Annotated in this window: 22 protein-coding genes; 12 read left to right on the top strand and 10 right to left on the bottom strand. The window is 64.0% G+C overall.

Features of this window, described 5'->3' with window-relative positions; genetic code table 11:
- Window positions 1-2 precede the first annotated feature (2 nt).
- From FJ954_RS01455 to FJ954_RS01430, 6 genes are all read left to right on the top strand, one after another.
- Window positions 3-827 carry a carbohydrate ABC transporter permease gene (locus FJ954_RS01455; RefSeq protein ID WP_015314489.1) on the top strand — a complete coding sequence of 275 codons (825 nt, stop codon included), beginning with the start codon at window positions 3-5 and terminating at the stop codon, window positions 825-827.
- Window positions 828-877: 50 nt separating this feature from the next.
- Window positions 878-1,882, top strand: coding sequence for an ABC transporter ATP-binding protein (locus tag FJ954_RS01450; RefSeq protein WP_015314488.1), 1,005 nt, complete (start codon window positions 878-880; stop codon window positions 1,880-1,882).
- Between the two features lie 24 nt (window positions 1,883-1,906).
- Complete coding sequence (locus FJ954_RS01445; RefSeq protein WP_140660188.1) at window positions 1,907-2,677, top strand: L-iditol 2-dehydrogenase; 771 nt, start codon at window positions 1,907-1,909, stop codon at window positions 2,675-2,677.
- Between the two features lie 162 nt (window positions 2,678-2,839).
- Window positions 2,840-4,318: a mannitol dehydrogenase family protein gene (locus FJ954_RS01440; protein WP_140660187.1), complete on the top strand. Its 1,479-nt coding sequence runs from the start codon at window positions 2,840-2,842 to the stop codon at window positions 4,316-4,318.
- A 15-nt stretch (window positions 4,319-4,333) separates the two neighbouring features.
- Window positions 4,334-5,017: an HAD family hydrolase gene (locus tag FJ954_RS01435; protein ID WP_140660186.1), complete on the top strand. Its 684-nt coding sequence runs from the start codon at window positions 4,334-4,336 to the stop codon at window positions 5,015-5,017.
- Window positions 5,014-6,600, top strand: coding sequence for an FGGY-family carbohydrate kinase (locus FJ954_RS01430; protein WP_140660185.1), 1,587 nt, complete (start codon window positions 5,014-5,016; stop codon window positions 6,598-6,600). Before FJ954_RS01435 ends, FJ954_RS01430 begins: the two co-directional genes overlap by 4 nt.
- Window positions 6,601-6,611: 11 nt before the next feature.
- On the opposite strand, the gene ugpC is transcribed toward FJ954_RS01430, so the two are convergent.
- The 6 genes from ugpC to FJ954_RS01400 all read right to left on the bottom strand — a co-directional run bounded on the left by ugpC (window position 6,612) and on the right by FJ954_RS01400 (window position 12,987).
- Complete coding sequence (gene ugpC / locus FJ954_RS01425) at window positions 6,612-7,697, bottom strand: sn-glycerol-3-phosphate ABC transporter ATP-binding protein UgpC (RefSeq protein WP_140660184.1); 1,086 nt, start codon at window positions 7,695-7,697, stop codon at window positions 6,612-6,614.
- Between the two features lie 2 nt (window positions 7,698-7,699).
- Window positions 7,700-8,746 carry an NAD(P)-dependent alcohol dehydrogenase gene (locus tag FJ954_RS01420; protein WP_140660183.1) on the bottom strand — a complete coding sequence of 349 codons (1,047 nt, stop codon included), beginning with the start codon at window positions 8,744-8,746 and terminating at the stop codon, window positions 7,700-7,702.
- Between the two features lie 15 nt (window positions 8,747-8,761).
- A complete protein-coding gene (locus tag FJ954_RS01415) occupies window positions 8,762-9,574 on the bottom strand; it encodes a carbohydrate ABC transporter permease (protein WP_140660182.1) in 813 nt (270 codons plus the stop codon).
- Window positions 9,571-10,437, bottom strand: a complete 867-nt coding sequence (locus FJ954_RS01410) for a sugar ABC transporter permease (RefSeq protein ID WP_140660181.1) — start codon at window positions 10,435-10,437, stop codon at window positions 9,571-9,573. Before FJ954_RS01410 ends, FJ954_RS01415 begins: the two co-directional genes overlap by 4 nt.
- A 118-nt stretch (window positions 10,438-10,555) precedes the next feature.
- Window positions 10,556-11,827: an extracellular solute-binding protein gene (locus FJ954_RS01405; protein WP_140660180.1), complete on the bottom strand. Its 1,272-nt coding sequence runs from the start codon at window positions 11,825-11,827 to the stop codon at window positions 10,556-10,558.
- Between the two features lie 242 nt (window positions 11,828-12,069).
- On the bottom strand, window positions 12,070-12,987 hold the full coding sequence (locus FJ954_RS01400; RefSeq protein WP_140660179.1) for an AraC family transcriptional regulator: 918 nt from the start codon (window positions 12,985-12,987) through the stop codon (window positions 12,070-12,072).
- Window positions 12,988-13,228: 241 nt separating this feature from the next.
- Between FJ954_RS01400 and FJ954_RS01395 the strand changes: the two genes are divergently transcribed.
- Both FJ954_RS01395 and FJ954_RS01390 read left to right on the top strand, forming a co-directional pair.
- Window positions 13,229-14,632, top strand: coding sequence for an MATE family efflux transporter (locus tag FJ954_RS01395; RefSeq protein ID WP_015314477.1), 1,404 nt, complete (start codon window positions 13,229-13,231; stop codon window positions 14,630-14,632).
- A 174-nt stretch (window positions 14,633-14,806) separates the two neighbouring features.
- The gene (locus FJ954_RS01390; RefSeq protein WP_015314476.1) at window positions 14,807-15,724 is read left to right on the top strand and encodes an NADP-dependent oxidoreductase; all 918 of its coding nucleotides are present in this window, start codon (window positions 14,807-14,809) and stop codon (window positions 15,722-15,724) included.
- 147 nt (window positions 15,725-15,871) lie between these two features.
- Here FJ954_RS01390 and FJ954_RS01385 read toward each other — a convergent pair whose 3' ends face one another.
- The 4 genes from FJ954_RS01385 to speB form a co-directional block, all read right to left on the bottom strand.
- Window positions 15,872-16,519, bottom strand: a complete 648-nt coding sequence (locus FJ954_RS01385; protein ID WP_140660178.1) for an amino acid ABC transporter permease — start codon at window positions 16,517-16,519, stop codon at window positions 15,872-15,874.
- Complete coding sequence (locus FJ954_RS01380; protein WP_015314474.1) at window positions 16,516-17,172, bottom strand: amino acid ABC transporter permease; 657 nt, start codon at window positions 17,170-17,172, stop codon at window positions 16,516-16,518. Before FJ954_RS01380 ends, FJ954_RS01385 begins: the two co-directional genes overlap by 4 nt.
- A 6-nt stretch (window positions 17,173-17,178) precedes the next feature.
- Window positions 17,179-17,982 (bottom strand): transporter substrate-binding domain-containing protein, encoded by an 804-nt coding sequence (locus tag FJ954_RS01375; RefSeq protein WP_181177727.1) that lies wholly within the window; start codon window positions 17,980-17,982, stop codon window positions 17,179-17,181.
- A 68-nt stretch (window positions 17,983-18,050) separates the two neighbouring features.
- Window positions 18,051-19,112, bottom strand: a complete 1,062-nt coding sequence (speB, locus tag FJ954_RS01370) for an agmatinase (RefSeq protein ID WP_140660176.1) — start codon at window positions 19,110-19,112, stop codon at window positions 18,051-18,053.
- A gap of 211 nt (window positions 19,113-19,323) precedes the next feature.
- Between speB and gcvA the strand changes: the two genes are divergently transcribed.
- From gcvA to FJ954_RS01350, 4 genes are all read left to right on the top strand, one after another.
- On the top strand, window positions 19,324-20,295 hold the full coding sequence (gene gcvA, locus FJ954_RS01365) for a transcriptional regulator GcvA (protein ID WP_140660175.1): 972 nt from the start codon (window positions 19,324-19,326) through the stop codon (window positions 20,293-20,295).
- Between the two features lie 118 nt (window positions 20,296-20,413).
- A complete protein-coding gene (gene pncB, locus FJ954_RS01360; protein ID WP_140660174.1) occupies window positions 20,414-21,718 on the top strand; it encodes a nicotinate phosphoribosyltransferase in 1,305 nt (434 codons plus the stop codon).
- A 35-nt stretch (window positions 21,719-21,753) separates the two neighbouring features.
- Window positions 21,754-23,166: a hypothetical protein gene (locus tag FJ954_RS01355; RefSeq protein ID WP_246681004.1), complete on the top strand. Its 1,413-nt coding sequence runs from the start codon at window positions 21,754-21,756 to the stop codon at window positions 23,164-23,166.
- Between the two features lie 158 nt (window positions 23,167-23,324).
- On the top strand, window positions 23,325-24,629 hold the full coding sequence (locus FJ954_RS01350) for an ABC transporter substrate-binding protein (protein ID WP_140660172.1): 1,305 nt from the start codon (window positions 23,325-23,327) through the stop codon (window positions 24,627-24,629).
- The last annotated feature ends 21 nt before the right edge of the window (window positions 24,630-24,650 follow it).

Genomic DNA, 24,650 nt, shown 5'->3' with positions numbered 1-24,650 from the left:
CGATGGCACGCTCAGTCACCACCCAGCACAAGACAATCGCGACAATTGCCGCCTGGACCGTCGCGCTGCTGATCTTCTTTCCGATCCTCTATACGATCATCACCTCGTTCAAGTCGGAACAGGAGGCAATCCAGGGCTTCAACCTGATCCCGTCCGGGACTTTCGAGAGCTATGCCGAGGTCCAGGCGCAGAGCGGTTACTTCAAGTTCTTCCTGAACTCGGTGCTGCTTTCTGTCGGCTCGACCATCCTGGCGCTGTTGGTCGCCATTCCGGCGGCATGGTCGATGGCGTTTTCGCCGACCAAGCGGACCAAGGACATATTGATGTGGATGCTGTCCACCAAGATGATGCCGGCAGTCGCCGTGCTGTTCCCGATCTACCTGATCTTCCGCAATCTCGGCCTGCTCGACTCGCGCATCGGCCTGATGATCATGCTGATGCTGATCAACCTGCCGATCGTGGTGTGGATGCTCTACACCTACTTCCGCGAAATCCCAGGCGAAATCCTGGAAGCCTCGCGTATGGACGGCGCATCCTTGTGGGGTGAAATCTGGTACGTGCTGACGCCGATGGCGGTGCCGGGCATTGCTTCGACCATGCTGCTCAACATCATCCTGGCCTGGAACGAGGCGTTCTGGACGATCCGGCTGACCACCACGGAAGCCGCCCCACTCACCGCCTTCATCAGCTCCTTCTCCAGCCCGCAAGGCCTGTTCTGGGCCAAGCTTTCGGCCGCCTCGACCCTCGCCATCGCGCCGATCCTGATCATGGGCTGGTTCAGCCAGAAGCAGCTGGTGCGCGGCCTGACATTTGGCGCGGTGAAGTGACGGAAATTGCCTGAAGCAATCGGCGAAAAACAGCCCTCGGGGAGGAAACCATGGGAAACATCACGCTCAAGAACGTCTCCAAGTCCTTTGGTTCGACGTCCATCATCCCCGGCCTCGACCTGGTGATCGAAAACGGCGAGTTCGTCGTCTTCGTCGGCCCGTCGGGTTGCGGCAAGTCCACGCTGCTCAGGCTGATCGCTGGCCTTGAGGACACCAGCGGCGGCACCATCAACATCGATGGCCGCGACGTCACCGGCGAGGCGCCGGCCAAGCGCAAGCTTGCCATGGTGTTCCAGTCCTACGCGCTCTACCCGCATATGACGGTGGCCAAGAACATCGCTTTCCCGCTGAAGATGGCGGGCGAGGACCAGGCGACCATCGACAGGAAGGTGAAGGACGCGGCGCGCGTGCTCAACCTTACCAACTACCTCGAACGCCGCCCCGGCCAGCTCTCCGGCGGCCAGCGCCAGCGCGTCGCCATCGGCCGCGCCATTGTGCGCCAGCCCTCGGCCTTCCTGTTCGACGAACCGCTGTCCAACCTCGACGCGGCACTGCGCGGCACCATGCGGCTGGAGATCAGCGAACTGCACCATCAGCTGAAAACCACGATGATCTACGTCACCCACGATCAGGTCGAGGCGATGACCATGGCTGACAAGATCGTCGTGCTCAACGCCGGCAATATCGAGCAGGTTGGCTCGCCGATGGAACTCTACAAGACGCCGAAGAACCTGTTCGTCGCCGGCTTCATCGGCTCGCCCAAGATGAACCTGATCGAAGGCGCGCCGGCTGGCAAATACACCGCCAAGACCATCGGCATCCGGCCCGAACATATGCAGATATCGACCACGGCGGGCGACTGGAAGGCGACGGTCGGCGTGGCCGAGCATCTGGGCTCCGACACGTTCCTGCACGTTCAAGCCGACGGCGTCGGGCCGCTGACGGTGCGCGCCGACGGCGAACTGGCGGTCCGCCATGGCGACACGATCTATCTCACCCCTGACAAGGCCAAGCTGCATCGCTTCGGCGCTGACGGCAAGGCGATGGCCCAGTGAGGGTGGGCCAGTGAGGATGGGACAGTGAGGCTGCAAGGCAAATCGGCGCTGGTCACGGGATCGGCGCGAGGCATCGGCAGGGCTTTCGCCGAAGCCTATGTGCGCGAGGGCGCCACTGTCGCGATCGCCGATATCAACCTTGAAGCAGCGCAGAAGACGGCCGCCGCGATCGGCGACAACGCCTATGCCGTGAAACTCGACGTCACCGACCAGGCATCCATCGATGCGGCGGTGAAGGCGGTGGAGGACAAGGCGGGCGGTCTCGACATCCTGATCAACAACGCCGCTTTGTTCGACCTGGCCCCGATCGTGGAGATATCTCGGGCGAGCTATGAAAAGCTTTTCTCCGTCAATGTCGCGGGCACGCTGTTCATGCTGCAGGCAGCCGCCCGGTCGATGATCGCGCGGGGCAAGGGCGGCAGGATCATCAACATGGCAAGCCAGGCCGGGCGTCGCGGCGAGCCGCTGGTCGCGGTCTATTGCGCCACCAAGGCCGCGGTCATCTCGCTGACCCAGTCGGCCGGGCTCGATCTGATCAAGCACCGCATCAACGTCAACGGCATCGCGCCCGGCGTCGTCGACAGCGACATGTGGGACGAAGTCGATGCCTTGTTCGCCAAATACGAGAACCGGCCGAAGGGCGAGAAAAAGCGGCTGGTCGGCGAAGGCGTGCCTTACGGCCGCATGGGCAAGCCGGAAGACCTCGCCGGCATGGCCGTGTTCCTCGCCAGTGACGAGGCCGAATACATCGTCGCCCAGACCTACAATGTCGATGGCGGCCAATGGATGAGTTGAAAAGAACGATTGAGGGGGACGGCGCCTCTTTCTTTCCTCCGGAGAAGGTGCCGCGGGGGCGGGTGAGGGGCCGCATGCTGGAACACCAGGTGCGGCCCTCATCCTCGCCCTCCCGAAGGAGGCGAAACAGTCGGGCTGCAAATCGGCCAAAGGGTAAAGCAGATGACCGTGAAACTCTCGTCCTCGAGCCTCGTCAGGCTTCCGCCCAAGGTCGCAGGTCCGAACTATGACCGCTCGGCGCTGAAAGCCGGCATCGTGCATTTCGGTGTCGGCAATTTTCACCGCTCGCACCAGGCCGTCTATCTCGACGACCTGTTCGGTCAGGGCATCGGTCATGATTGGGCGCTGGTCGGCGCCGGCGTGTTCGACGGCGAGAAGATCGGCCGCGGCAAGCTTGAAGAGCAGGATTGGCTGACCACAGTGGTCGAGCAGGACGAGGGCCATATGAGCGCCCGCGTCACCGGCGCGATGATCGATTTCCTGATGCCGGGAGATGCCGCCGCCATCATCGATCGGCTGGCTGATCCGGCGATCAGGATCGTTTCGCTGACCATCACCGAAGGCGGCTATTTCATCGACCCGGCCTCCGGCGTCTTCAACCCGACCCATCCCGACATCGTCGCCGACGCGCAGCCGGGCGCCACACCGAAAACCGTGTTCGGCATTATCCTGGCCGGGCTGGTGCGACGCCGCCAGGATGGTATCGTGCCGTTCACCGTGATGTCCTGCGACAACATTCCCCACAACGGCCATGTCACGTCGGATGGTGTTATCGGCCTTGCCCGCGTGATCGACGAGGATCTGGCGAGCTGGGTCAGCGAGACCGTCGCCTTCCCGAACGCCATGGTCGACCGCATCACGCCGGCCACCAGCGACCGCGAGCGCAAGATCCTCGCCGACGATTTTGGCCTCGAGGACAATTGGCCGGTGTTCTGCGAGCCGTTCCGGCAATGGGTGCTGGAAGACCATTTCACCGATGGCCGCCCGGCGCTGGAAAAGGTCGGCGTGCAGTTCGTCAAGGATGTTGCGCCCTATGAGCTGATGAAGATCCGCATCCTCAATGGCGGCCACGCCACCATCGCCTATCCGGCCGGGCTGATGGACATCCACTTCGTGCATGAGGCGATGCAGGAGCCGCTGGTGCGCGGGTTCCTCGACAAGCTCGAGCACGACGAGATCATCCCGACCGTGCCGCCGGTGCCGGACACGGTGCTGGAAGACTATTACCAGCTCATCGAGAAGCGCTTCTCCAATCCCAAGATCGGCGACACGGTGCGCCGGCTCTGCCTCGACGGGTCCAATCGCCAGCCGAAATTCATCATCCCGACCATCGCCGACCGGCTGAAGACCGGCAAAGGCGTTGCCGGACTGGCGCTGGAATCGGCCCTTTGGTGCCGCTACTGCTTCGGCGCGACGGACAGCGGCGCCGTCATCGAGCCCAACGACCCGAGCTGGGACCGGCTGAAGGTAACGGCGAAGGCGGCAAAGGACGCGCCCGCCGCGTGGCTTGAGATGGACGATATCTATGGCGACGTCGGCCGCGCCGCCGCCTTCGTCGAGGCCTTCGCCCACGCGCTCAACGTGCTCTGGGCCGATGGCACGCGCGCCACGCTGACGCGCTACCTCGCCGGCAAGCTCTGAGAGCCAGCCGGCATCATGACGCCTGAACTGGTCATCTTCGACTGCGACGGCGTGCTGGTCGACAGCGAGGCGCTCTCCGTCTCGGCGCTGCTCGGCATGATCGAACTCGCCGGCGGCAGTCTCGGCGAGGACGCTGCCTACGAGTATTTCCTAGGCAAGAGCATGAAGAGCGTGCGTGAGATCCTTGGCCGCGACTTCGGCCTGGAGATCACCGATCAGCATCTCACCGCCATGCGCGTCGACCTCATGCGAAAGTTTCGCGAGGAGCTGAAGCCGATCCCCGGCGTCAAGGAGATGCTGCCGAAGCTCGGCCTGCCGTACTGCGTCGCCTCTTCCGGCACGCTGGAACGCATTCGTTACGCGCTCGACGTCACCGGTCTGCTGACGCTGATGGAGCCGCATCTGTTCAGCGCGGCCATGGTTGCCAAGGGGAAGCCGGCGCCCGACCTTTTCCTCCACGCCGCCGCAACCATGCGAGCCCATCCGCGCAGATGTCTCGTCATCGAGGACAGCCCGGCCGGTATCGCCGCCGCACGCGCGGCAGGCATGCGCGTCCTTGCCTTTACCGGCGGCGCGCACGCCGGCAATCCGGGATTGAAAGCGCGGCTTGCGTCGACCGAACCGGACTTTATATTCGCTGACATGCTGCAATTGCCCGATCTGATTGCAGGCCTGGGAGCGAGAGTTAGAGCATCTTGACGAAACAGTTTGTCTGCGCGGTCGATGTCGGCACCGGGAGCGCTCGCGCGGGCATTCTCGACGCCAGTGGCACCTTGCTCGGCCGTGCCGAGCGGCCGATCGCCATGAACCAGCCGAAGCCGGATCATGCCGAGCACGATTCGCGCGATATCTGGTCCGCCGTCTGCACCGCCGTGCGTGCCGCGCGGGAAAAGGCCGGCGTCGCCGCCGGGGATATCGCCGGCATCTCCTTCGATGCCACCTGTTCTCTGGTCGTGCGGGACAGGCAAGGCGGCCAGCTCAGTGTGTCGACCACCGGCGACAAGCGCTGGGACACCATTGTCTGGCTCGATCACCGCGCCATCGCCGAAGCCGACGAATGCACGGCGAGCGGCCACGAGGTGCTGAATTATATAGGCGGCGTCATGTCGCCCGAGATGGCGACGCCGAAGCTGATGTGGCTGAAGCGAAATGTACCGAAGACATGGAATGAAGCCGGCTATCTGTTCGACCTGGCCGATTTCCTGACCTGGCAGGCAACGGGCTCGCTGGCCCGCTCGCAATGCACGCTGACAGCGAAGTGGACCTATCTGGCGCACCAGGACAGCGCATGGCAGCGCGATTTCTTCGAACTCGTCCGCCTCGACGACCTTTTTGACCATGGCAATCTGCCCGAAAAGGCAAGCCCGGTCGGCGCCGATATCGGCCCGTTGACAGCGCAGGCAGCGGCGGAACTCGGCCTGACCGAAAACTGCCGCGTGGGCGCAGGCGTCATCGATGCCTATGCCGGGGCGCTTGGCGTGCTCGGCGGTTTTGCCGGCGACGACCAGAATATCGGCCGCCATCTGGCGCTGATCGCCGGCACGTCCTCCTGCGTCATGGCGATGTCGCCCGACCCGCAGCCTTTCGCCGGCGTCTGGGGCCCTTACTACGGCGCCGCGCTGCCGAAGCTGTGGCTATCGGAAGGCGGCCAGTCGGCGACCGGGGCGCTGCTCGACCACATCATCCGCTGGCACGGCGCCGGCGGCGAGCCGAACGCGGCCATGCATGCCAGGATTGCCGGGCGCGTCGCCGAACTGCGCGCCGCCGAGGGCGAGAACCTTGCCGCGCGGCTGCATGTCCTGCCGGATTTCCACGGCAACCGCTCGCCGCTGGCCGACCCACACGCCGTCGGCGTCGTCAGCGGTTTGACGCTGGATTCGTCGTTCGACAGCCTGTGCAAGCTCTACTGGCGCACCGCCGTCGGCATCGCGCTCGGCGTGCGCCATGTGCTGGAGGCGCTGAACGAGAACGGCTACCTGATCGACACGCTGCACGTCACCGGCGGCCACACCAAGAACCCGCTTCTGATGGAGCTCTATGCCGACGCCACCGGCTGCACGGTGGTCGAGCCGCTGGCCGACGAGGCGGTGCTGCTCGGCACCGGCATGGTGGCGGCGACCGCCGCCGGGCTGTTCCCCGACCTCAACGCCGCCTGCCTTGCCATGCAGCAGGGCGGCAAGACACGCGCCGCCAACCCGGCGGCCGGCGCCCGCTTCGATCGCGACTACCGCATTTTCCTGGAAATGCACCGGCAGCGGCAGGTGCTCGACGCCATCCGGTAGGTCTCAGCGCTCTACTGCTTGCGCAGGGACGCGCCCGATGTCGCGTCGAACAGGTGGATCGCTTCCTCCTCGAACGTATAGCGGACGGGCGCATGCAGCACCGGGCATTCGCGTGCCGGAACCAGTGCGCTGATCTCCTTGCCGCCGGAGCCGAAGGTCACCAGCGCGTCATTGCCATGGAATTCGATGAGATCGGCAGTGCCTTGCAATATGCCGGCGGCGCCGGCGCCGGCCGTCTTCAGGTCCGGCGGGCGGATGCCCAGCACGGCGCGATCGCCCGGCTGGAGATGAAAACCCGCCCCGTCTATCGAAAGCACCGTTCCGGCGCCGGTCAGCGTCCAGCCGTTGCCGGCGCGGGCGACCGTCACATCGGCAAAATTCATGTTCGGCGTGCCGATGAAGCCGGCCACGAAAATATTGCCCGGCCGCCGGTAGATTTCCGCTGGCGAGCCGATCTGCTCGATGACGCCGTCCTTGAGCAGCACGATGCGGTCGGCAAGCGTCATCGCCTCCAGCTGGTCGTGGGTGACATAGACGGTGGTGGTCTTCAGCGACTGGTGCAGCCGCGCGATCTCGACGCGCATATGGTTGCGCAATTTGGCGTCGAGATTGGACAACGGCTCGTCGAACAGGAACACCTTGGGCGTCTTGATCATGGCCCGGGCGATCGCCACGCGCTGCTGCTGGCCGCCGGAAAGTTCGGCTGGCTTGCGGCCGAGATAAGGGTCGAGCCCCAGCGTCCCCGACACCGCTTCGACCCGCTTGCGGATCTCGGCCGCCGGCACCTTCTGGCGCCGCAGCCCGAAGGCGATGTTGTCGAAGATCGTCATGTGCGGATAGAGCGCGTAGTTCTGGAACACCATGGCGATGCCGCGATCCCCCGGATCGAGGTCGTTGACCACCTTGCCGCCGATCGAGACCTCGCCGCCGCTGATGTCCTCCAGACCCGCCAGCATCCTGAGCAAGGTCGACTTGCCGCAGCCGGACGGGCCTAGGAAGACGACGAATTCGTGCTCTTCGATGCTGAGGTTGAGATCGCGGATGACCGTGGTGGCGCCATAGGCCTTGTCGACATGGGAGCAAACAATCGCGGACATGGTCAGCCCTTTTCGCCTGTAAGCAGGATCTGCAGCTTGACGTCCTGCGGGTTGCCTTCGGCGGCTCGTTCGAACGCCTTGATGCTGTCGGCGAAATCATAGGTGCCGGTGATCAGCGGCTTGAGGTCGACCTTGCCGGAGGCGATGAGCTGCAGGGCGCGGTCGAAAATGTTGGCATAGCGGAACACCGTCTCGATGCGCACTTCCTTCGAGATCGCCGCCGGTACGTTGAGGGCCACCGGCTCCACCGGCAGCCCGACCAGCACCACCGCGCCACCTGGCCGCACGACATCGAACAGGTCGGCGAAGGCCTTGGGGCTCCCGCTCGCCTCGAAGACGATGTCGGCGCCCCAATTGTCGGTCGCCGCCGCGACGGCGTCGACAAGCGACTGCTCGCCGATATTGACCGGCACGATGCCGGCATATTGCGCTGCGATCGTCAGCTTGGGCGCGGAAAAGTCGGAAATCAGCACTTTCGAACAGCCGCCGGCAAGGGCGGCAAGCGCGATCATGATGCCGATCGGGCCGCAGCCGACGACGACGGCGACATCGCCCGGAATGATGCGGGCACGGCTTGCCGCCTGCATGCCGATGGCGAAGGGCTCGACCATGGCGCCCTCGGCGAAGGAGACATTGTCGGGCAGACTGTAGGTGAAAGCCGCCGGGTGCACGGCAAAGGGAGCAAGAATGCCGTGCACCGGCGGCGTCGCCCAGAAAGTGACGTCCGGGTCGACATTGTAGATGCCGAGTTTTGTCGCGCGCGACGACAGGTTCGGCACGCCGGGCTCCATGCAGACGCGGTCGCCGACTTTCAAACTCCTGACATTAGCGCCGACCTCGACGATTGTGCCGGCGGCCTCGTGGCCGAGCACCATCGGCGCCCGCACGACATAGCTGCCGATGGCGCCATGGGTGTAATAGTGCACGTCGCTGCCGCAGACGCCGACCGTGTGGATGGCGATCCTGACGTCGTCGGGTCCGACATCGAGCGGCAACGCGATCTCGCGCAGCGACAGTTCGCCTTTTTTCTCAAGTACCAAAGCCCGCATCGGGTCGTCCTCACTTCAAGTCTTTTTTTGCCGGAAAATGGAATTCAGGAAACCGCTGAGCACGCCGAGGAAAAGCAGCGGCGGCAGCGACAGGAGCACGACCGAGGCGTTCAAAATCCCCCACGGCACGTTCATGCCTTGCTGGGAGAGTTCGGAGGCGACGATCGGCAAGGTCTTGGCATTGGAACTCGACAGCATCAGCGCGATCAGGAACTCGTTCCAGACCAGCACGAAGCTGAAGGCAATCGCGCCGATCAGCGAACGGGCAGCCACGGGCAGCGCGATCCGCCAGAACACCGCGTAAGCGCCGTACCCGTCAACAAAGGCGGCTTCCTCGACTTCCTTCGGCACGGCCTGGAAGGCTGGGATGGCCAGCCACATAATCACCGAGATGGTGAGCAGGGAATAGGTGACGATCAAAGCCGGCAAAGTGTCGTAGAGGCCGAGCTGCAGCCAGATCACCATCAGCGGGATCGCCACCGCCACCGGCGGTAGGAAACGCAGCGACAGCACGAAGAACTGGATATCGCCGGCCCAGCGGTTGGGATAGCGCGCCACCGCGTAGGCCGCGGGCAGGCCAAGCACGACGCCGATCAGCACGGCCGTGCCGCAGGCGACGACCGAATTGTAGAGGCCCGTGATGACGCTGTCGCGGCCAAGGATGTAGCTGATGTTGGCAAGCGTCGGCGTGAACACGAGGCGGGGAACGCGGGTGATGATGTCGACGCTGTTCTTCAGCGAATTGAGCGCCGTCCACAGCAGCGGGAATACCGCGAGGAAGCCGGCGAAGGCTAGGACGGCCTTGGCGATGATGCGGCCGGGCCTCATGCCTGCACCCGCTTCCACAGCATCGTGAAGGTGATGACGGTGGCGATCATCATCAGCACGGCCATCGCCGAGGCGTAGGAGACCTTGCCGGACTCGATGAAGCCTTGCGAGAAGGCGTACATGTCGAGCGTTTCGGTTGCCACGCCCGGCCCGCCGCGGGTCATCACATAGATCAGGTCGAAGGAGCGCAGCGACTCGATCATCTTGACGAACATCAGGCTGATCAGCGGCGCCTTCAGCATCGGCAAGGTGACGTAGGCGTGGATCTGCCAGCGCCGGGCGTGGTCGAGTCGGGCCGCCTCGATCGGCTGCGGCGGCAAGGTCTCCAACAGCTTCAGCACGATGACGGCGAAGAACAGGCCCCATTGCCAGACGTCGACCGAAGCCACCGCGAACAGCGCCGTCGCGGGCTTGGACAGCGGGTCGAAGATCAAGCCGCCGGTAATGAGCCGGTAGGGGTAGGTGGCGATGCCGTAGAGGGGATGGTAGGCGAACTTCCAGACGAAGGCGGCCGAGACGCGCGGCAGCAGCACCGGGATGATGAACAGCAGGCAGTAGAGATTGCGCAGGCGCGGCGAGGCGGCCTCGAACATCAGCACGCCGAGCCCGACCGCCACCACCATCGTTGCCACGACGGTGACCACCTCCCACTTCACCGACACCCAGACGGCGTTGAGGAAGCGGCGGTCGGAGAACAGATCAAAGAAGTTCGAGAACCAGACCCAGGAATAGGCCGTCGAGCTCAGCTCGCGGTTCTGCAGGGCGATGATGATCGCGTAGAGCGTCGGCACCATCGACAGGATCAGCAGAATGACCAGCGTCGGCACGACAAAGGTGACCGGCAGGGATGAACGTCGAGGCATTGGTCTCAGGCCTTGCTGTGTCTCTGATATCTGGACATGACGGGCAGGCCCTCCTGCGACGCACAGGTTCCGGCGGTCCCGAGACTGCCGCGAACCGCGCGCCGCAAGAGGGAGGGACCTACTTCTTCACCAGCTCATTGGCATAGGCCTCGAGCTCGTTGAGGCTGCCCTTGACGTCGGTGCGCGTGCCGGCGATCAATTCCTCGAGGATGATGCCCCAGCGGTCGCCGAGATCCGGCCAGCGTGGATCCTGCCAGAAGTTCACCGCCGTCACCTTGCCTGTTTCGGCAAGCGCCTGGCCGAGATCGGCGCCGTAGATATCGGCGAACTCCTTGCTGGACAGGATGCTGGTGCGGTTCAGCTCACCGAACTGGTGGGCGTCGAGCCGGCGCTTCTCGTTTTCCTTCGACGTCGCCCAGGCGATGAACAGGCCGGCGCATTTCTTCGAAGCGTCGTCGGCATTGGCCTTCGCCGCGATGGCGAGGCCATGGCCGTAACCGCCGCCGGGAAGTGGCGAGGGCGGCGGCAGGAAGCCGATCTTGCCGACCACTTGCGAGGTTTTCGGATCGACCGCCATGCCCGAAAGCGGCGTCGATTCGACGAGGATCGCGACCTGGCCCGACAGGAAGGCGCCGGTCGATTCGTCCCAGCTGCCGGTCTGCGTGCCGGGAGCCGAATCCTTGAACAGCTTCAGATAGGTCTCGGTCGCCTTGACCGCGGCCTCGGAATTGAAGGCCGGCCTGTCGCCGTCGAACCACTTGCCGCCATAGGCCTTGAAGAACGGCATCCAGCGCCAGACATTTGCGCCCGACCCGCGTGCGCCGCGCAGCGCGATGCCATACATGCCCTTGTCGGCATTGGTCAGCTTCGGCACGTCGGCGATCAGCTCGTCCAGCGTCTTGGGCGGCTGGATGCCGGCGGCCTCCAGCACGTCCTTGCGGTAGACCATCAGGTCGCCGCCGCCGGTCAGCGGCGCGAACCAGACCTTGCCGTCATAGGTGGCGACCTTCTGGCGGCCCGGGTCGAAGTCGGCATAGTCGTAGTCGGCCGGATAAAAATCGGTCAGCGGCACGATCCACTTCGACGAGGCGAAAAGCGCCACATTTGCTTCATCGACATAGTAGACGTTGTAGTTGCCGACTGTGGACGCGTCCGCGCGCGACTTGGCGCGGCGATCGTTCTCGTTGAGATAATCGATCTTGAAGCTCGCGCCGGAGAGCTTCTCGAACTCGGCCTTTGAGTCCTCCAGAAGCGTCAGGCCGTCGCGTGGCTGCGCCAGCACCTTGACCGGTGCCGAGCAGACCGGCGCCTGCGCCAAGGCTAGGGTTGAAACGGTAGCGGAAAGCACGAAAGCTGCGCCAAGGCTGGCAGCGAGCCGAACTGGTTTCATGATCTTTTTCTCCTCCAGGAATACGTCGCAGGAAACGCAGGTCATCGGGTTGCGCGATCCTCACCATCGCCCGGACGACATGCCACCCGTCGCCAAAATGCGCAGTTGCGATGGGCCAAGCTAGAAGCCCCGTTGCAGCAGACCTGTACTTTTATGCATTGTGCAGCGCAAAAAACGGCACCCACATAGGGGACGCGTCACACGAGTATCGATCTGGTCCAAAAGGGTGATTCAGGATGCGCTTATGCGCGCATCGCCAGACGCTGCCGCGACAGCTTGCGATAGGATGACGGCGTCATCTTGTGCTTGCGCAGGAACGCGCGGTTGAAGTTGGAGATGTTCATGTAGCCGACCTGGAAACAGATGTCGGTGATCGGCACATCGGTATCAGCCAGGAGCTTGCACGCCTGCCACAGCCTGAGCTTGGCAAGATGGTCGCTGAAGGAATTGCCGGTGTTCTTCTGGAAGAACCGCGAGAAGGTGCTTTCGCTCATGCCGGCCAGCTCGGCCACGTCAGGCAGCTTCAGATCCTCCGCGAAATGCTGAAACAGATAGGTCAGCGTGCGCTGGATGATGTCGAGCGAGGCGGCATCGAGAACCGGCTGGAAGTTCGGTGACGACAACAGCTCATACTCATCGGTCCGGGCCAGCAGGTCGACCAGTTCGAGGAACAGGCAGAACCGGGCCAGCCCATGCACCGTACCCATCCGCTCCATCAGCGCGGCGCCTTCAAGCGCGGTCCCGCCGTGGAAGACCATGCCGCGCAGCGACCGTTTCAGGAACGGCTCCAGTTCGCGCAATTCCGGCAGCATGTCAGCCGATCCTCGCAGCCGCTCGGCATCGAATTGCAGCACGATGTCGCGACCCTCGATCAATTCGCCTGGCTGCACCGCGGTGACCCAGTCATGCGGCAGGCCGCCACCGACGATGGTGAGGTAGCCCGGCCCGAACTCGCCAATATGGTCGCCGACCAGGACCACGCCGGAGGATTTCCGCAGCAGGTGGATCTCGTATTCCGGATGGAAGTTCCAGACGTTGCGCTCCCAGGGATAGTCGTCCAGCCGCCACAGGAAACTGTCGCTCGCCTCGGTGACGATATGCTCGAAGGAAGGCGCCGTGCGCGGGATCGCCGCCGTGTTCTTTCTGCGTCTGAACGCCATCCTGCCTCCCGTAATTCGCCCGCCGCCGACGTTTTAATCCGGAGCAGCCCGGGCCGGCAAGGGAACGAGGCGACGCCTCCCGGCAATGGCGCTGGCTCAATCTGTTCTCGCGCCCCTCCCTTGCCTTCATGTCGCATTTCGTTCAAGAGACGGCGCAAACGCGCGAAACCGAAGGTTTTGCCGTTTGCAATGCGGCTTCCGGCTCTTTGCCGACGCGCCGCAACCTTGAAAGAGCAGGACAATGTCCGCGATCGAAGCCGGCGCTCGCGCGCCGGAAAATCTTTGGCGTCAGGAAATCAGGGCGACGCTGGCGCTGGCCTGGCCGATGGTGCTGACCAATCTCGGCCAGACGGCGATGACCGCCACTGACGTCATGATGATGGGCCGCCTCGGCGCGGACACGCTGGCCAGCGGCGCGCTCGGCGCCAACCTGTATTTCATGCCGCTGATCTTCGGCCTCGGCCTGATGCTGGCGACCTCGCCGATGATCGCCACCGAGCTTGGCCGCCGCCGCTATTCCGTACGTGACCTGCGCCGCACCGTGCGCCAGGGCCTGTGGTTGGCGATCCTGATCTCGGTCCCGATCTGGCTCGTGCTGTGGCACGGCGAGGCCATCCTGCTGGCCATGGGCCAAGAGCCGGCGCTGGCGCGCCAGGCCGGCATTTACCTGCGCTGGCTGGAGTGGGCGGTGCTGCCCTTCTACGGCTACATCGTGCTGCGCTCGTTCATCTCGGCGCTGGAGCGGCCGGGCTGGGCGCTGGTCATCGTCTTCGTCGCCGTGGCCTTCAACGTGTTCGCCAACTGGGTGTTCATGTTCGGCAATCTCGGTGTTCCGGCCATGGGCATCGCCGGCTCGGGCCTTGCGACCTCGCTGTCCTCAACGCTGATGTTCGCCGGCATGGCTGTCGTGGTGATGTGGGAGAAAAAATTCCGGCGCTATCACCTGTTCGGCCGCTTCTGGCGATCCGACTGGCCGCGCTTCAAGGGCCTGCTGCGGCTCGGCCTGCCGATCGCCGGCATCCTTGCCTTCGAGGTGACGATCTTCAATGCCGCCGCCCTGCTGATGGGCCTGATCGACGCGGATTCGCTGGCCGCGCACGCCATCGCCATCCAGATCGCCTCGATTTCCTTCATGGTGCCGCTCGGCCTCAACCAAGCGGTGACGGTGCGGGTCGGGCTTGCCCATGGCGCCGGCAATCCCGAAGGTGTGTCGCGTGCCGGCTGGACCGCCTTCGTCATCGGCGTTTCCTTCATGGCGCTGATGGGGCTGGTGATGGTGCTTTGGCCGCATCTCCTGATCAGCGCCTTCATCGACCTTGGCAATCCCGCCAATGCCAGGGTGATCGCGCTAGCCGGTTCGTTCCTGGTTTTCGCTGCCCTGTTCCAGGTCTTCGACGGCGCGCAGGCGGTTGCCGCCGGCATGCTGCGCGGCCTGCACGACACCAAGGTCCCGATGATCTATGCCGCGATCGGCTATTGGGGTGTCGGCCTGCCGCTCGGCGTGCTGCTCGCCTTCCATTTCGCCTTCCACGGCGTCGGCATCTGGATCGGCCTGTCTTCGGGGCTGGCCGTGGTGGCAGCGCTGCTTCTTGCCCGCTGGCTGCGCCGCGACCGCATCGTGCCGTCAGGCGCGTTCGGACATTGAACCCGGTGGCCGGTTGCCAGCCTTCCGGCATGTCCTAACATTGCCGCCCATTAAAACGACGCCTTCAGACCGGACCACGGACGCCCGCTAAGAGAAGGCCCTGGCATAAGATATTGAACGGTTCCCAAGCGGCAAACGTTTCCACCAAGAGACAAATGACCGAGGAGAAGTATCATGAAGGCAATTGTGGTGACGGACCAGGCTGCGGGAACGGCCGGGATGAAGCTGGTGGAGCGGCCTGAGCCGCAGCCAGCGATAAACGATGTCGTCGTTCAGGTTCATGCTTCGGGATTCGTCCCGACCGAGCTGGCATGGCCCTCGACCTGGACCGACCGCCGCGGCCTTGACCGAACACCGTCGATCCTTGGGCACGAGCTGGCCGGAGTTGTCATCGCACTCGGGTACGGCACAACGGGACTGTCGGTAGGTCAGAGAGTATTCGGCCTCGCCGACTGGCATCGCGACGGCACGCTCGCGGAGTATGTAGCCATGGAAGCACGCAACCTCGCGCCGCTGCCGGGCGACGTCGACTTCACGGTGGGCGCAAGCCTGCCGATCTCGGGTCTCACCGCGTGGCAGGGACTCTTCCAGCATGGCCGGCTTCAGGCGGGGCAGAGCGTCCTCGCGCACGGTGCGGCCGGCGCGGTCGGGTCGATGGTGACGCAACTTGCACGAGAGGCGGGCGCCTACGTCATCGGCACCGGACGCGCCGCCGACCGTCAGACGGTGCTCGACTTTGGCGCGAATGAGTTCGTCGACCTCGAGAACGACGCCCTCGAAGACGTGGGCGAAGTCGCTCTCGTGTTCGATGTGATCGGCGGGGAAATCGGGAAGCGGTCCGCCGGCCTGATTCGAGCCGGAGGAACACTGGTGTCCGTCGTCGGATCGACAGAGGCGCGGCCTGCCGACGGCCTGGCGGTCGACTTCGTTGTCGAGTCCGATCGTGCCCAACTGAGCGAGATCGTCCAGCGGGTGCGGGACGGACGACTGCGGACGAACATCGGCAACGTTTCGACCCTCAACGATGCCGTCGCCGCCTTCAACCCTACCGGGCGACGCACTGGGAAGACGATCATCCGCGTTCGTCCGTGAGGATTTGGAAGTGGCGAGGGGCAAGGGTCCTCGTCGGTCGAAAGCTGAGCATCCAGCAGATCAAATGACCTTCAAGAGGCGTTCGAACGCTAGGCACCGGGAGTTTGCGGCCGCCGTCGATGTTGGCCAGCGCAACATGCTCTCGGCTCATCGAGCCGCCGCTCGTTGTTCGAGCCGTCGCGCATACTGCGTCAGCGGAAAGCATAGGGCGAAGAAGATCAGCGCCACCAGCCCATAGACCTTGAACGGTTCGAAGGTGGCGTTGTTGATGGCGTTTGAGGTTCGCACCAGCTCCTCGAAGCCGATGATCGAGGTCAGCGCGGTCGACTTGATCAGCTGCACCAGGAAACCGACCGTCGGCGCGCGGGTGATCGCGAACGCCTGCGGCAGGATGATCAGCCTGAGCTCCTGCAGATAGTGCAGGCCGAGGCTGGCGCCGGCATCCCATTGGCCCAATGGCAGCGCATCGACGCCAGAGCGCCAGATTTCGGCCAGATAGGCGCTGGCGAAGAAGGTGAGGCCGAGCACCGCCGCCGTCCACGGCTCGATGCGCAGACCAAGCATCGGCAGGCCGAAGAACATCAGGAACAGCTGCATCAAGACCGGCGTCCCCTGGAACAAGGCGATGTAGCCGGAGGCAACGCGTCGGCTCCATTTATTCTTGGCGATCCTCAGGAACAGCACCGCCATTCCGACCACCGCGCCGCCGACGAAGGCGGCCAGCGACAAAAGCACCGTCCAGCGCGCGGCAAGCAGAAGGTTGCGCACGATGTCCCAGAGGGTGAATTCGATCATGACACGCCAGCTCCGAGCGCGCGGCGGCCGCCTGCAACCAGCAGCCGCCGCAAGGCCATCGACATCAAGAGATAGACCAGCGTCACGACGAAATACGTCTCGAAAGAACGGAAAGTGCGCGCCTGCAGCATGTCGGCCTCATAGGTCAGCTCGCGCACCGCGATCTGCGACACCACGGCTGATTCCAGCATCATGATGACGATCTGGCTGGTCAGCGCGGGATAGATGATCTTGAGCGCCTGCGGCAGCACGATCTTGATGAACACCTGCCGTGGCCTCAGCCCGAGCGCCAGGGCCGCTTCCGTCTGCCCGTGCGGCACCGCGTCAAGGCCGGCGCCGACGATCTCGATCGTGTAGGCGGCCATGTTGAGCGTCATCGCCAGCATGGCGGCCAGGATCGGATCGAGCCTGATGCCGAGGCTCGGCAGGCCGAAGAAGATGAAGAAGAGCTGCACCAGGAACGGCGTGTTGCGCATCACCTCGACATACCAGCCGATGGCCCGGCGCAGCAGCGCGGGGCCGCTTCGTCGCCCGGCGGCACCGAGGATGCTGAGCAGCGTGCCCGCAAGCGTGGTGACCGCGATCAAAAGGATCGTCGTCGCCGCGCCGTGCGCGATGTCGGCCACGGCACCTGGAAGCCAGCCGAAGGCCACGGCAACTCAATCCTTGAGGTTGTCGGGATTGAGCGGCGTCTTCAGCCAGGCCTTCGAGCTTTCGTCAAGCTTGCCGTCGGCCAGCATCTTGGCAATGGCGTCGTTGACCGCCTTCTTGAGGGCATCCTCATTCTTGTTGAGGCCGATATGCGAAGGCGAGGTCAGAAGCTGAAACTTCTGCTCCGGCTTCAGCGCATCCTGCTTGGCCAGCACCTGCGCGCCGACATCGTTGCCGACGACCATCAATTGGGTCTGGCCTGAGATGAAGGCCTGGATCACTGAATTGTAGTTGTCGAAACGCTTGATGTCCGCCGAGGCCGGTGCTGCCTCGGTGAGCGAGGTGTCTTCCAGCGTGCCGCGATTGACGGCGATCGACTTGCCGCCGAGATCTTCCTTGCCTTTGACTGGCATTGCCGCCGGACCGATCACCGCGATGTAATAGGGCGCGTAAGCAGCGGCGAAGTCGATGACCTGCTCGCGCTCTTTCGAGTAGCCGACGCTCATCAGGATGTCGACGCGATGGTCGTTCAAATAGGGGATGCGGTTCTGGCCGGTGACGGCAACGGTGTTGAGCTTCACCTTGAGCGTGTCGGCGATGTACTGCGCCACATCCATGTCATAGCCCTTGAGGCTCATGTCGGCACTGGCCGAGGAGAAAGGCGGGAAGTCGGCGAAGACGCCGACATTGATGGTGCCGGCCTTGGTGATGTCGGCCAGCGCGTCGGCATTGGCGGCTTGCGTGGCGAAGCCGGCTAACCCCACGAGCAGAACGGCGGCGATGGATGATTTGCGGTGGATTGTCATTGTCATTCCCCTTCTGGAAGCTTTTGATTGTTTGGGTCGGCCGCCGGCTCCAGTGCGGCGGCCGCCTTTCTCTGTCAGGCCCCCTTGCCTGATACTGCCGGGCTGAACACCATCAGGCTCAGGATCTCGAACAGCACCTGCGCGCCGGCGTGCGCCGTGTTGGTGGTGGCGTCATATTGCGGCGCCACCTCGACGACATCGCCACCGACAATGTTGAGACCCTTGAGGCCGCGCAGCAGTTCGAGCACTTCGCGCGTCGTCAGCCCGCCGACTTCCGGCGTGCCGGTGCCCGGTGCGAAGGCGGGATCGACGCTGTCGATGTCGAAGGACACATAGGTCGGGCCGTCACCGACTATTCTGCGCGCCTTCTCGATGATGGCGGGAATGCCGAGACCGGTCACTTCCTCGGCATGGACCACGGTCATCCCGGACTCGTAGGTGAATTCCCACAGATATTCGGCCGAGCCGCGGATGCCGATCTGGATGGTGCGCGTCGGATCGAGCACGCCGTCCAGCACCGCGTTGCGGAACGGGCCCCCATGGTGGAATTTGGTCAGGTCGAACAGGCCGCTGGTGTCGCAATGGGCGTCGATGTGGATCAGGCCGACCGGCGCCTTCTTGCCGACCGCCTTCAGGATCGGGTGGGTGATCGAATGGTCGCCGCCGACCGACAACGGGATGACCCCGGCGCCGACGATCTGGTTGATGCGCCGCTCGATATCCTCGTGGCTGGTCTCCAGCCGGTAGCGGCTCTGGAACGGAACGTCGCCGATGTCGGCGACCCTGAGTTCATGCGTCGGCGCGCATTCCAGCACATGATTGTAGGGGCCGATGCGCTCGATCGCCCGCAAGGCGCGCGGCCCGAAGCGCGAGCCCGGCCGGTTGGTGACGCCGAGATCCATCGGCACGCCTGTTATCGCCACCTGCAGGTCGCCGAAGTCCGGATTGTCCGCTGCGATTTCGCGGTAGGGCGCGGCAAGGAAAGTCGGGATGCCGGAATAGGGCGCCAGCCGCGTGCCGCTCTTGGAAAAGATCTTGTCGGCGACCTTGCGGAATTTCGGGTCGAACATCTCGCCGCCATGGCTCTCGCCATATTTGCGACGCAGCGCATCGAGCTTGCCGCGATCGTATCCCATATCCGCTCCTCCTCGGCTGATGCAGTGGTGCCGGCGGTGACTTCGGGCGAACCGACCGTCATCCGGCCGGGCCGGCTGTCCCGCTGGCTGTCTGCAGATTTCACGTCTTGATGTTGTTCCGGATCAAAGTGTCCGGCAGCCGCTTTGAAAAAGCAATTGATATTGTTAGGGTGGTTCCTGTGAGAAAATCTCACAATAAAGCCGAGCATCCATGGCCAAGCGCCTGCCCCCTCTCAACCCGCTGCGCGCCTTCGAGGCCACGGCCCGCCATGCCTCGCTGACCAAGGCGGCGAGCGAACTGAATGTCACGCACGGAGCCGTCAGCCACCAGATCAAGGCGCTGGAGCAATCGCTTGGCGTTAGGCTGTTCGAGCGCGTCGGCCAGCGGGTCAAGCTGACCCCGCACGGCGCCGAACTTTTGCCGGCGGTATCGGTCGCCTTCGACGGTATCGCCGCCGCCACCCAACGGCTGACGCGGCCGGCAAGCAGCGGCGCGCTGTCGGTGTCCTGCGTGCCTGCGTTGCTGCTCTTGTGGATGACGCCGAGGCTGGGCAGCTTCACCGCGCAATATCCCGACATCCAGCTGAAGCTCATTCCCTCCAACGATCCCAAGGATATCCGGGCGCCGCATATCGATGTCTGCGTGCATTATGGCGATGGCAGCTGGGCCGATTGCTGGATGCGCAAATGGTCGGGCCTGGAGCTGTTCCCGGTGGTCAGCCCGACGCTGATCAACAACCGGCCGATCCGCAATGTTCGCGACCTCGCCGACCATGTCTTGCTGCATGGCGACGATGGCCGCGAGTGGCACACCTGGCTGGCCGCCGCCGACGCGCTGGACCTGGAGCGCGGCCGGCGCCATCATCTCGGCGATGCACGCATGACGGCGGAAGCCGCCGTCCATGGCCATGGCGTGGCGCTGGGCGACTCGGTGACGGCAAGCGCGCTGCTGGCCAGGGGCATGCTGGTCGCGCCGTTCAGCCTGTCGGTGCCGGCGGTCGACGATTTCTATGTCGTTTGCCGCAACGAAATGCGGGGGACGCCGATCGTGCAGGTGTTCATCGACTGGCTGTTTGCCGAGAAGGCCGGGGATGACGGCCGCGCCGACGCCCCGGTTGCGGGCCGCCTCGTCACCCGCCGCAAACGTCCCGCGCTCAAGGTGATGGGCGGCAAACCCACATAGCCGCATGCAGGGCTTTCTTTTTGTCGGGCCAGCCTGAAAGCGGGCAGCGTTTTTGCCAATTCGATGCTATGAGGCCTGTCGCGATTGTGGGTGGCAGGCAGCGAAGGCGGCAGCAAGCATGGCAAAGACCGATATTGCGCGGCGTGTCTATAACCACACCTGGAAGCTCGACCCGATCGTGCGCAGCCTGCTCGACACCGACTTCTACAAGCTTTTGATGCTGCAGATGATCTGGGGCATGTACCCCAAGGTCGACACCACCTTCTCGCTGATCAATCGGACGACTTCGGTCCGCCTCGCCGACGAGATCGATGAAGGCGAGCTGCGCGAACAGCTCGACCATGCCCGCACCTTGCGCTTCTCCAAGAAGGAAATGATCTGGCTGGCCGGCAACAATTTCTACGGCCGCAAGCAGATTTTCGAGCCGGAATTCCTCGCCTGGCTGGAAGGCTTCCGGCTGCCCGATTATGAGCTTTCCAAGCGTGACGGCCAGTACGAGCTCTCTTTCTCCGGCCCCTGGATGTACACCACGCTTTGGGAGATCCCCGCGCTCGCCATCATCAATGAATTGCGTTCGCGTGCCGCTCTGCGATCGTTCGGGCCTTTTACGCTCGACGTGCTCTATGCCCGCGCCAAGGCCAAGATGTGGGCCAAGACCGAAAGGCTGAAGGCGCTGCCCGGCATCCGCATCTCGGATTTCGGTACGCGCCGGCGCCATTCCTTCCTGTGGCAGCGCTGGTGCGTCGAGGCGCTGAAGGAAGGCATCGGCGAAGCTTTCACCGGCACCTCCAACGTGCTGCTGGCCATGGACAACGATCTCGAAGCGCTGGGCACCAACGCGCATGAACTGCCGATGGTGTTCGCGGCCCTCGCCAATTCGGAAAAAGAGCTGAAGCAGTCGCCCTACAAGGTGTTGCAGGACTGGCAGCGCTACTATGGTGGCAACCTCTTGATCGTGCTGCCCGACGCCTTCGGCACCGCCTCCTTCCTGCGCGACGCGCCGGACTGGGTCGCCGATTGGACCGGCTTCCGCCCCGACAGCGCGCCGCCGATCGAGGGTGGCGAAAAGATCATCGGCTGGTGGCGCGAGAAGGGCAAGGACCCCAGGCAGAAGCTGCTGATCTTCTCCGACGGGCTCGAGGTCGAGACCATCGAGGAGACCTACCGCCACTTCAAGGGCAAGGTGCGCATGTCCTTCGGCTGGGGCACCAACCTGACCAACGACTTCGAAGGCTGCGCGCCGACGCAAACCAACAGCCTCGACGCCATATCGCTGGTCTGCAAGGTCACCGAGGCCAATGGAAGGCCGGCGGTCAAGCTCTCCGACAACCCGGCCAAGGCGACCGGCGATCTCAAGGAGATCGAGCGGTATCTGAGGATTTTTGGGCAGAAGGATCGCGTGGAGCAACTGGTCAAGGTTTGAGGGTGGGCGGACTCTTGGACAGTTCGAGTTCCGCAGTGGAACGCCTCGGTCTGCCGTTTGCCTTGTGGTTCTCGGCCTTGTGGCTCGTCTACCCCACTTCCGCCTTCGCCCACGCCTCCGACCGTGGCCACGTCCTGCTCCTCCCCACCGGCTACTACCTTATCGGCGGCGCTTTCGCCGTGGCCGCCAGTTTCCTTGTCTTGGCATTGCTGCCGCCCGACACCCTCGACCGTTTCTGGCGCCGACGCCTGCCGCTATTCGCCTTCGGCGACAGCGTCCGCGCCGCCATCAGCCTGGCATCCTTTGCCGGCTTTGCAATTCTCCTCGCCGCCGGCTTCATCGGCAGCCGCGACCCGCTCTCCAACCCGCTGCCACTGGTGGTGTGGACGCTGCTATGGGCCGGCCTGACACTGCTGCAAGGCGTGTTCGGCGATCTCTGGTCGTGGCTCAACCCCTGGTACGGCCCGTGGCGGCTACTGTCGCGGCTGACCGGCGGAAGCGATGACGGGTTCAGGCAACTTCCGCAATGGCTCGGCTGCTGGCCGGCTGTCATGCTGTTTTTTGCCTTCGCCTGGTTCGAACTCGTCTATCCCGCTCCTGACGATCCGGCGCGGCTGGCCTTCGCCGCCGGCCTCTACTGGCTGTTCACCTCGGTGGCGATGCTGGTGTTCGGCTACGACAGATGGGGTCGAAGCGGTGAATTCCTCGGCATCTTCTTTTCGGTGGTGGCGCGCTTCGCGCCGATCGAGCGCGGCGACAAAGGCCGTCTTGCGCTGTGCTGGCCGGGCGCCAAACTGCTCCGGGCCCAGCCGCTGCCCGCCAGCGGCATCGCCTTCCTGCTGCTCGCTTTGTCCTCGGTCTCCTTCGACGGCCTGTCGAAGACCTTCTCCTGGCTCGGCCTGTTCGGCATCAATCCGCTCGAATTTCCGGGTCGCACGGCCGTGATCGGCAGCGGCACGCTTGGGCTCGTTATGACATTCGTGCTGCTCGCGGCGGTGTTCCTGCTTGCCGTCGTCCTCGGCCAGCGTCTTGCCCGCGGCGGCCAGTCTTTCGCCCAGGCAGCCGGCATGCTGGTGTGGTCGATCGTGCCGATCGCGCTCGCCTACCATGTCGCGCATTATCTGACGGCGCTGCTCGTTGACGGCCAGTATGCGCTGGCCTCCCTGTCCGATCCCTTCGCGCTTGGCTGGAACCTGTTCGGCACCGCCGACATGCAGGTCGAGGCCGGCATCGTCGCCGGCGCGGCGTCGGCATGGTGGCTGTGGAATGTCCAGGCGGGCGCCATCATCCTTGGCCATGTGCTCGCTGTCCTCGTCGCGCACGGCTTTGCCTGGGGCCTGCATCCCCAGCCTGCCCGCGCCGCGCTCAGTCAGTTTCCGCTCACCGTATTGATGATCGCCTACACCATTTTCGGTCTCTGGCTGCTTGCCACGCCGACAGTCGGATGAGACAAGCCATATCCTGTGAGCCATGCCCCGACGGAAAGCTCGCTTGCCAGGCCAAGCCTTTGGTGATTTAGTTTGTATACATGCAATTTTGCATCCTCTTGCCGAGGATGTTCGAGCCGCCTTATCGTTGGTCAAAACACAAAAACAGGGGAACGAACGTGACTGACAAGAACGGATTTTTCGATCTCTCCAAAACCACACTCACCCGCCGTACCACGCTGAAGGGCCTCGCCGCCGGCGCTGGCCTCGCCATGGCGCCCGGCTTTGTCCGCTACTCCCAGGCACAGAGTTCGGCGCCGATCAAGATCGGCTTTCAGTCGCACCGCACCGGCATTGGCGCCGCCTACGGCCGCTGGTACGAGAAGACGACCGCCGCCGCGATCAAGGCGATCAATGCCGCCGGTGGCATCAATGGCCGCCAGGTCGAGGTGATCATCGAGGATGACGGCACCGATCCCGGCCGCGGCGCCGAAGTGGTCGGCAAGTTCGCCACCCAGCACAAGACCGACATCGTCTTCGGTACGCTGTTCTCGCATGTCGTCATCGGATCGGCGCCTGCCGCCGGCGAAAACAAGATGCCCTACTTCGTCGTCAGCGAAGGTCACCATGTCGCCTCGACCAAGCTCAACCGCTATGTCTTCCAGCCCGGTATCACCGACGTGAAGAGCCAGATCCAGTCGATGGCGCCATGGATCGCGGCCAATGCCGGCAAGAAGGTGACGCAGATATTCCCCGATTTCGCCTTCGGCTACGACCATCGCGACTACCTGCCGCCGGCGCTGAAGGCGCAAGGCGCCGAGGTGATCGCGCAGATCGCCATTCCACCGACCGAATCGTCCTTCACCAAGTACTTCCCGCAAATCCCGCCCGAGACCGAGGTGATCTACCACGTCATGGTCGGCCCGGCGGTGCTCACCTTCGTCAAGGAACTCGGCGAGTTCTACGGTTCCAACCGGCCGCAACTCTTCGGTTTCATCGATTCCCTGGAAGCCGTGGACATCAACAGTCCCGGCCTCGAATTCCTCGACGGCAGCCATTTCTGGGAAGGCTCGCCGCGCTACGCCCAGCCCGACGACACCGAAGCGCAGAAGGCCTATCGGGCCGCTGTCGGCATCGACGACAATGGCGCCGCCGTCGGCGACGCCAAGGATGTCTCCACCGCCGCGCACATGTTCGGCTGCTGGGAAACGCTCTACGTCGTCAAGAAGGCGATGGAAGACGCCGGCTACAAGGGGCCGGAAGACCGCGCCAAGCTGGTCGAGGCGACCGAGGCGCTGAAGGAATTCGCCGAAGGCACCGAGCATCCGCAGGGACCAAAAACCTTCAATGGCAAGATCCACCAATGCTTTGGCATCCAGAACATCTCCAAGGTCGAGGGCGGCAAGCTGAAGGTCGTGCACAAGACCAAGATCGAGGACGGGCTTTACGAGGCCGAAGGGGATTACACGACGCAGGCGCTGTGAACTCATTCCAGCAGCCAACGT

This window comes from Mesorhizobium sp. B2-3-15 (genome assembly GCF_006442875.1).
Lineage (GTDB): Bacteria > Pseudomonadota > Alphaproteobacteria > Rhizobiales > Rhizobiaceae > Mesorhizobium > Mesorhizobium australicum.
Note: the sequence above shows the minus strand (reverse complement) of the source record. Positions and strands in the feature narration are given on the sequence as shown.

Coding starts and splice junctions, on each gene's coding strand:
- FJ954_RS01455 (WP_015314489.1), top strand. CDS start 3: ATGGCACGCTCAGTCACCACCCAGCACAAGACAATCGCGACAATTGCC.
- FJ954_RS01450 (WP_015314488.1), top strand. CDS start 878: ATGGGAAACATCACGCTCAAGAACGTCTCCAAGTCCTTTGGTTCGACG.
- FJ954_RS01440 (WP_140660187.1), top strand. CDS start 2,840: ATGACCGTGAAACTCTCGTCCTCGAGCCTCGTCAGGCTTCCGCCCAAG.
- FJ954_RS01435 (WP_140660186.1), top strand. CDS start 4,334: ATGACGCCTGAACTGGTCATCTTCGACTGCGACGGCGTGCTGGTCGAC.
- ugpC (WP_140660184.1), bottom strand. CDS start 7,697: ATGTCCGCGATTGTTTGCTCCCATGTCGACAAGGCCTATGGCGCCACC.
- FJ954_RS01420 (WP_140660183.1), bottom strand. CDS start 8,746: ATGCGGGCTTTGGTACTTGAGAAAAAAGGCGAACTGTCGCTGCGCGAG.
- FJ954_RS01415 (WP_140660182.1), bottom strand. CDS start 9,574: ATGAGGCCCGGCCGCATCATCGCCAAGGCCGTCCTAGCCTTCGCCGGC.
- FJ954_RS01410 (WP_140660181.1), bottom strand. CDS start 10,437: ATGCCTCGACGTTCATCCCTGCCGGTCACCTTTGTCGTGCCGACGCTG.
- FJ954_RS01405 (WP_140660180.1), bottom strand. CDS start 11,827: ATGAAACCAGTTCGGCTCGCTGCCAGCCTTGGCGCAGCTTTCGTGCTT.
- FJ954_RS01400 (WP_140660179.1), bottom strand. CDS start 12,987: ATGGCGTTCAGACGCAGAAAGAACACGGCGGCGATCCCGCGCACGGCG.
- FJ954_RS01395 (WP_015314477.1), top strand. CDS start 13,229: ATGTCCGCGATCGAAGCCGGCGCTCGCGCGCCGGAAAATCTTTGGCGT.
- FJ954_RS01390 (WP_015314476.1), top strand. CDS start 14,807: ATGAAGGCAATTGTGGTGACGGACCAGGCTGCGGGAACGGCCGGGATG.
- FJ954_RS01385 (WP_140660178.1), bottom strand. CDS start 16,519: ATGATCGAATTCACCCTCTGGGACATCGTGCGCAACCTTCTGCTTGCC.
- FJ954_RS01375 (WP_181177727.1), bottom strand. CDS start 17,982: ATGACAATGACAATCCACCGCAAATCATCCATCGCCGCCGTTCTGCTC.
- speB (WP_140660176.1), bottom strand. CDS start 19,112: ATGGGATACGATCGCGGCAAGCTCGATGCGCTGCGTCGCAAATATGGC.
- gcvA (WP_140660175.1), top strand. CDS start 19,324: ATGGCCAAGCGCCTGCCCCCTCTCAACCCGCTGCGCGCCTTCGAGGCC.
- pncB (WP_140660174.1), top strand. CDS start 20,414: ATGGCAAAGACCGATATTGCGCGGCGTGTCTATAACCACACCTGGAAG.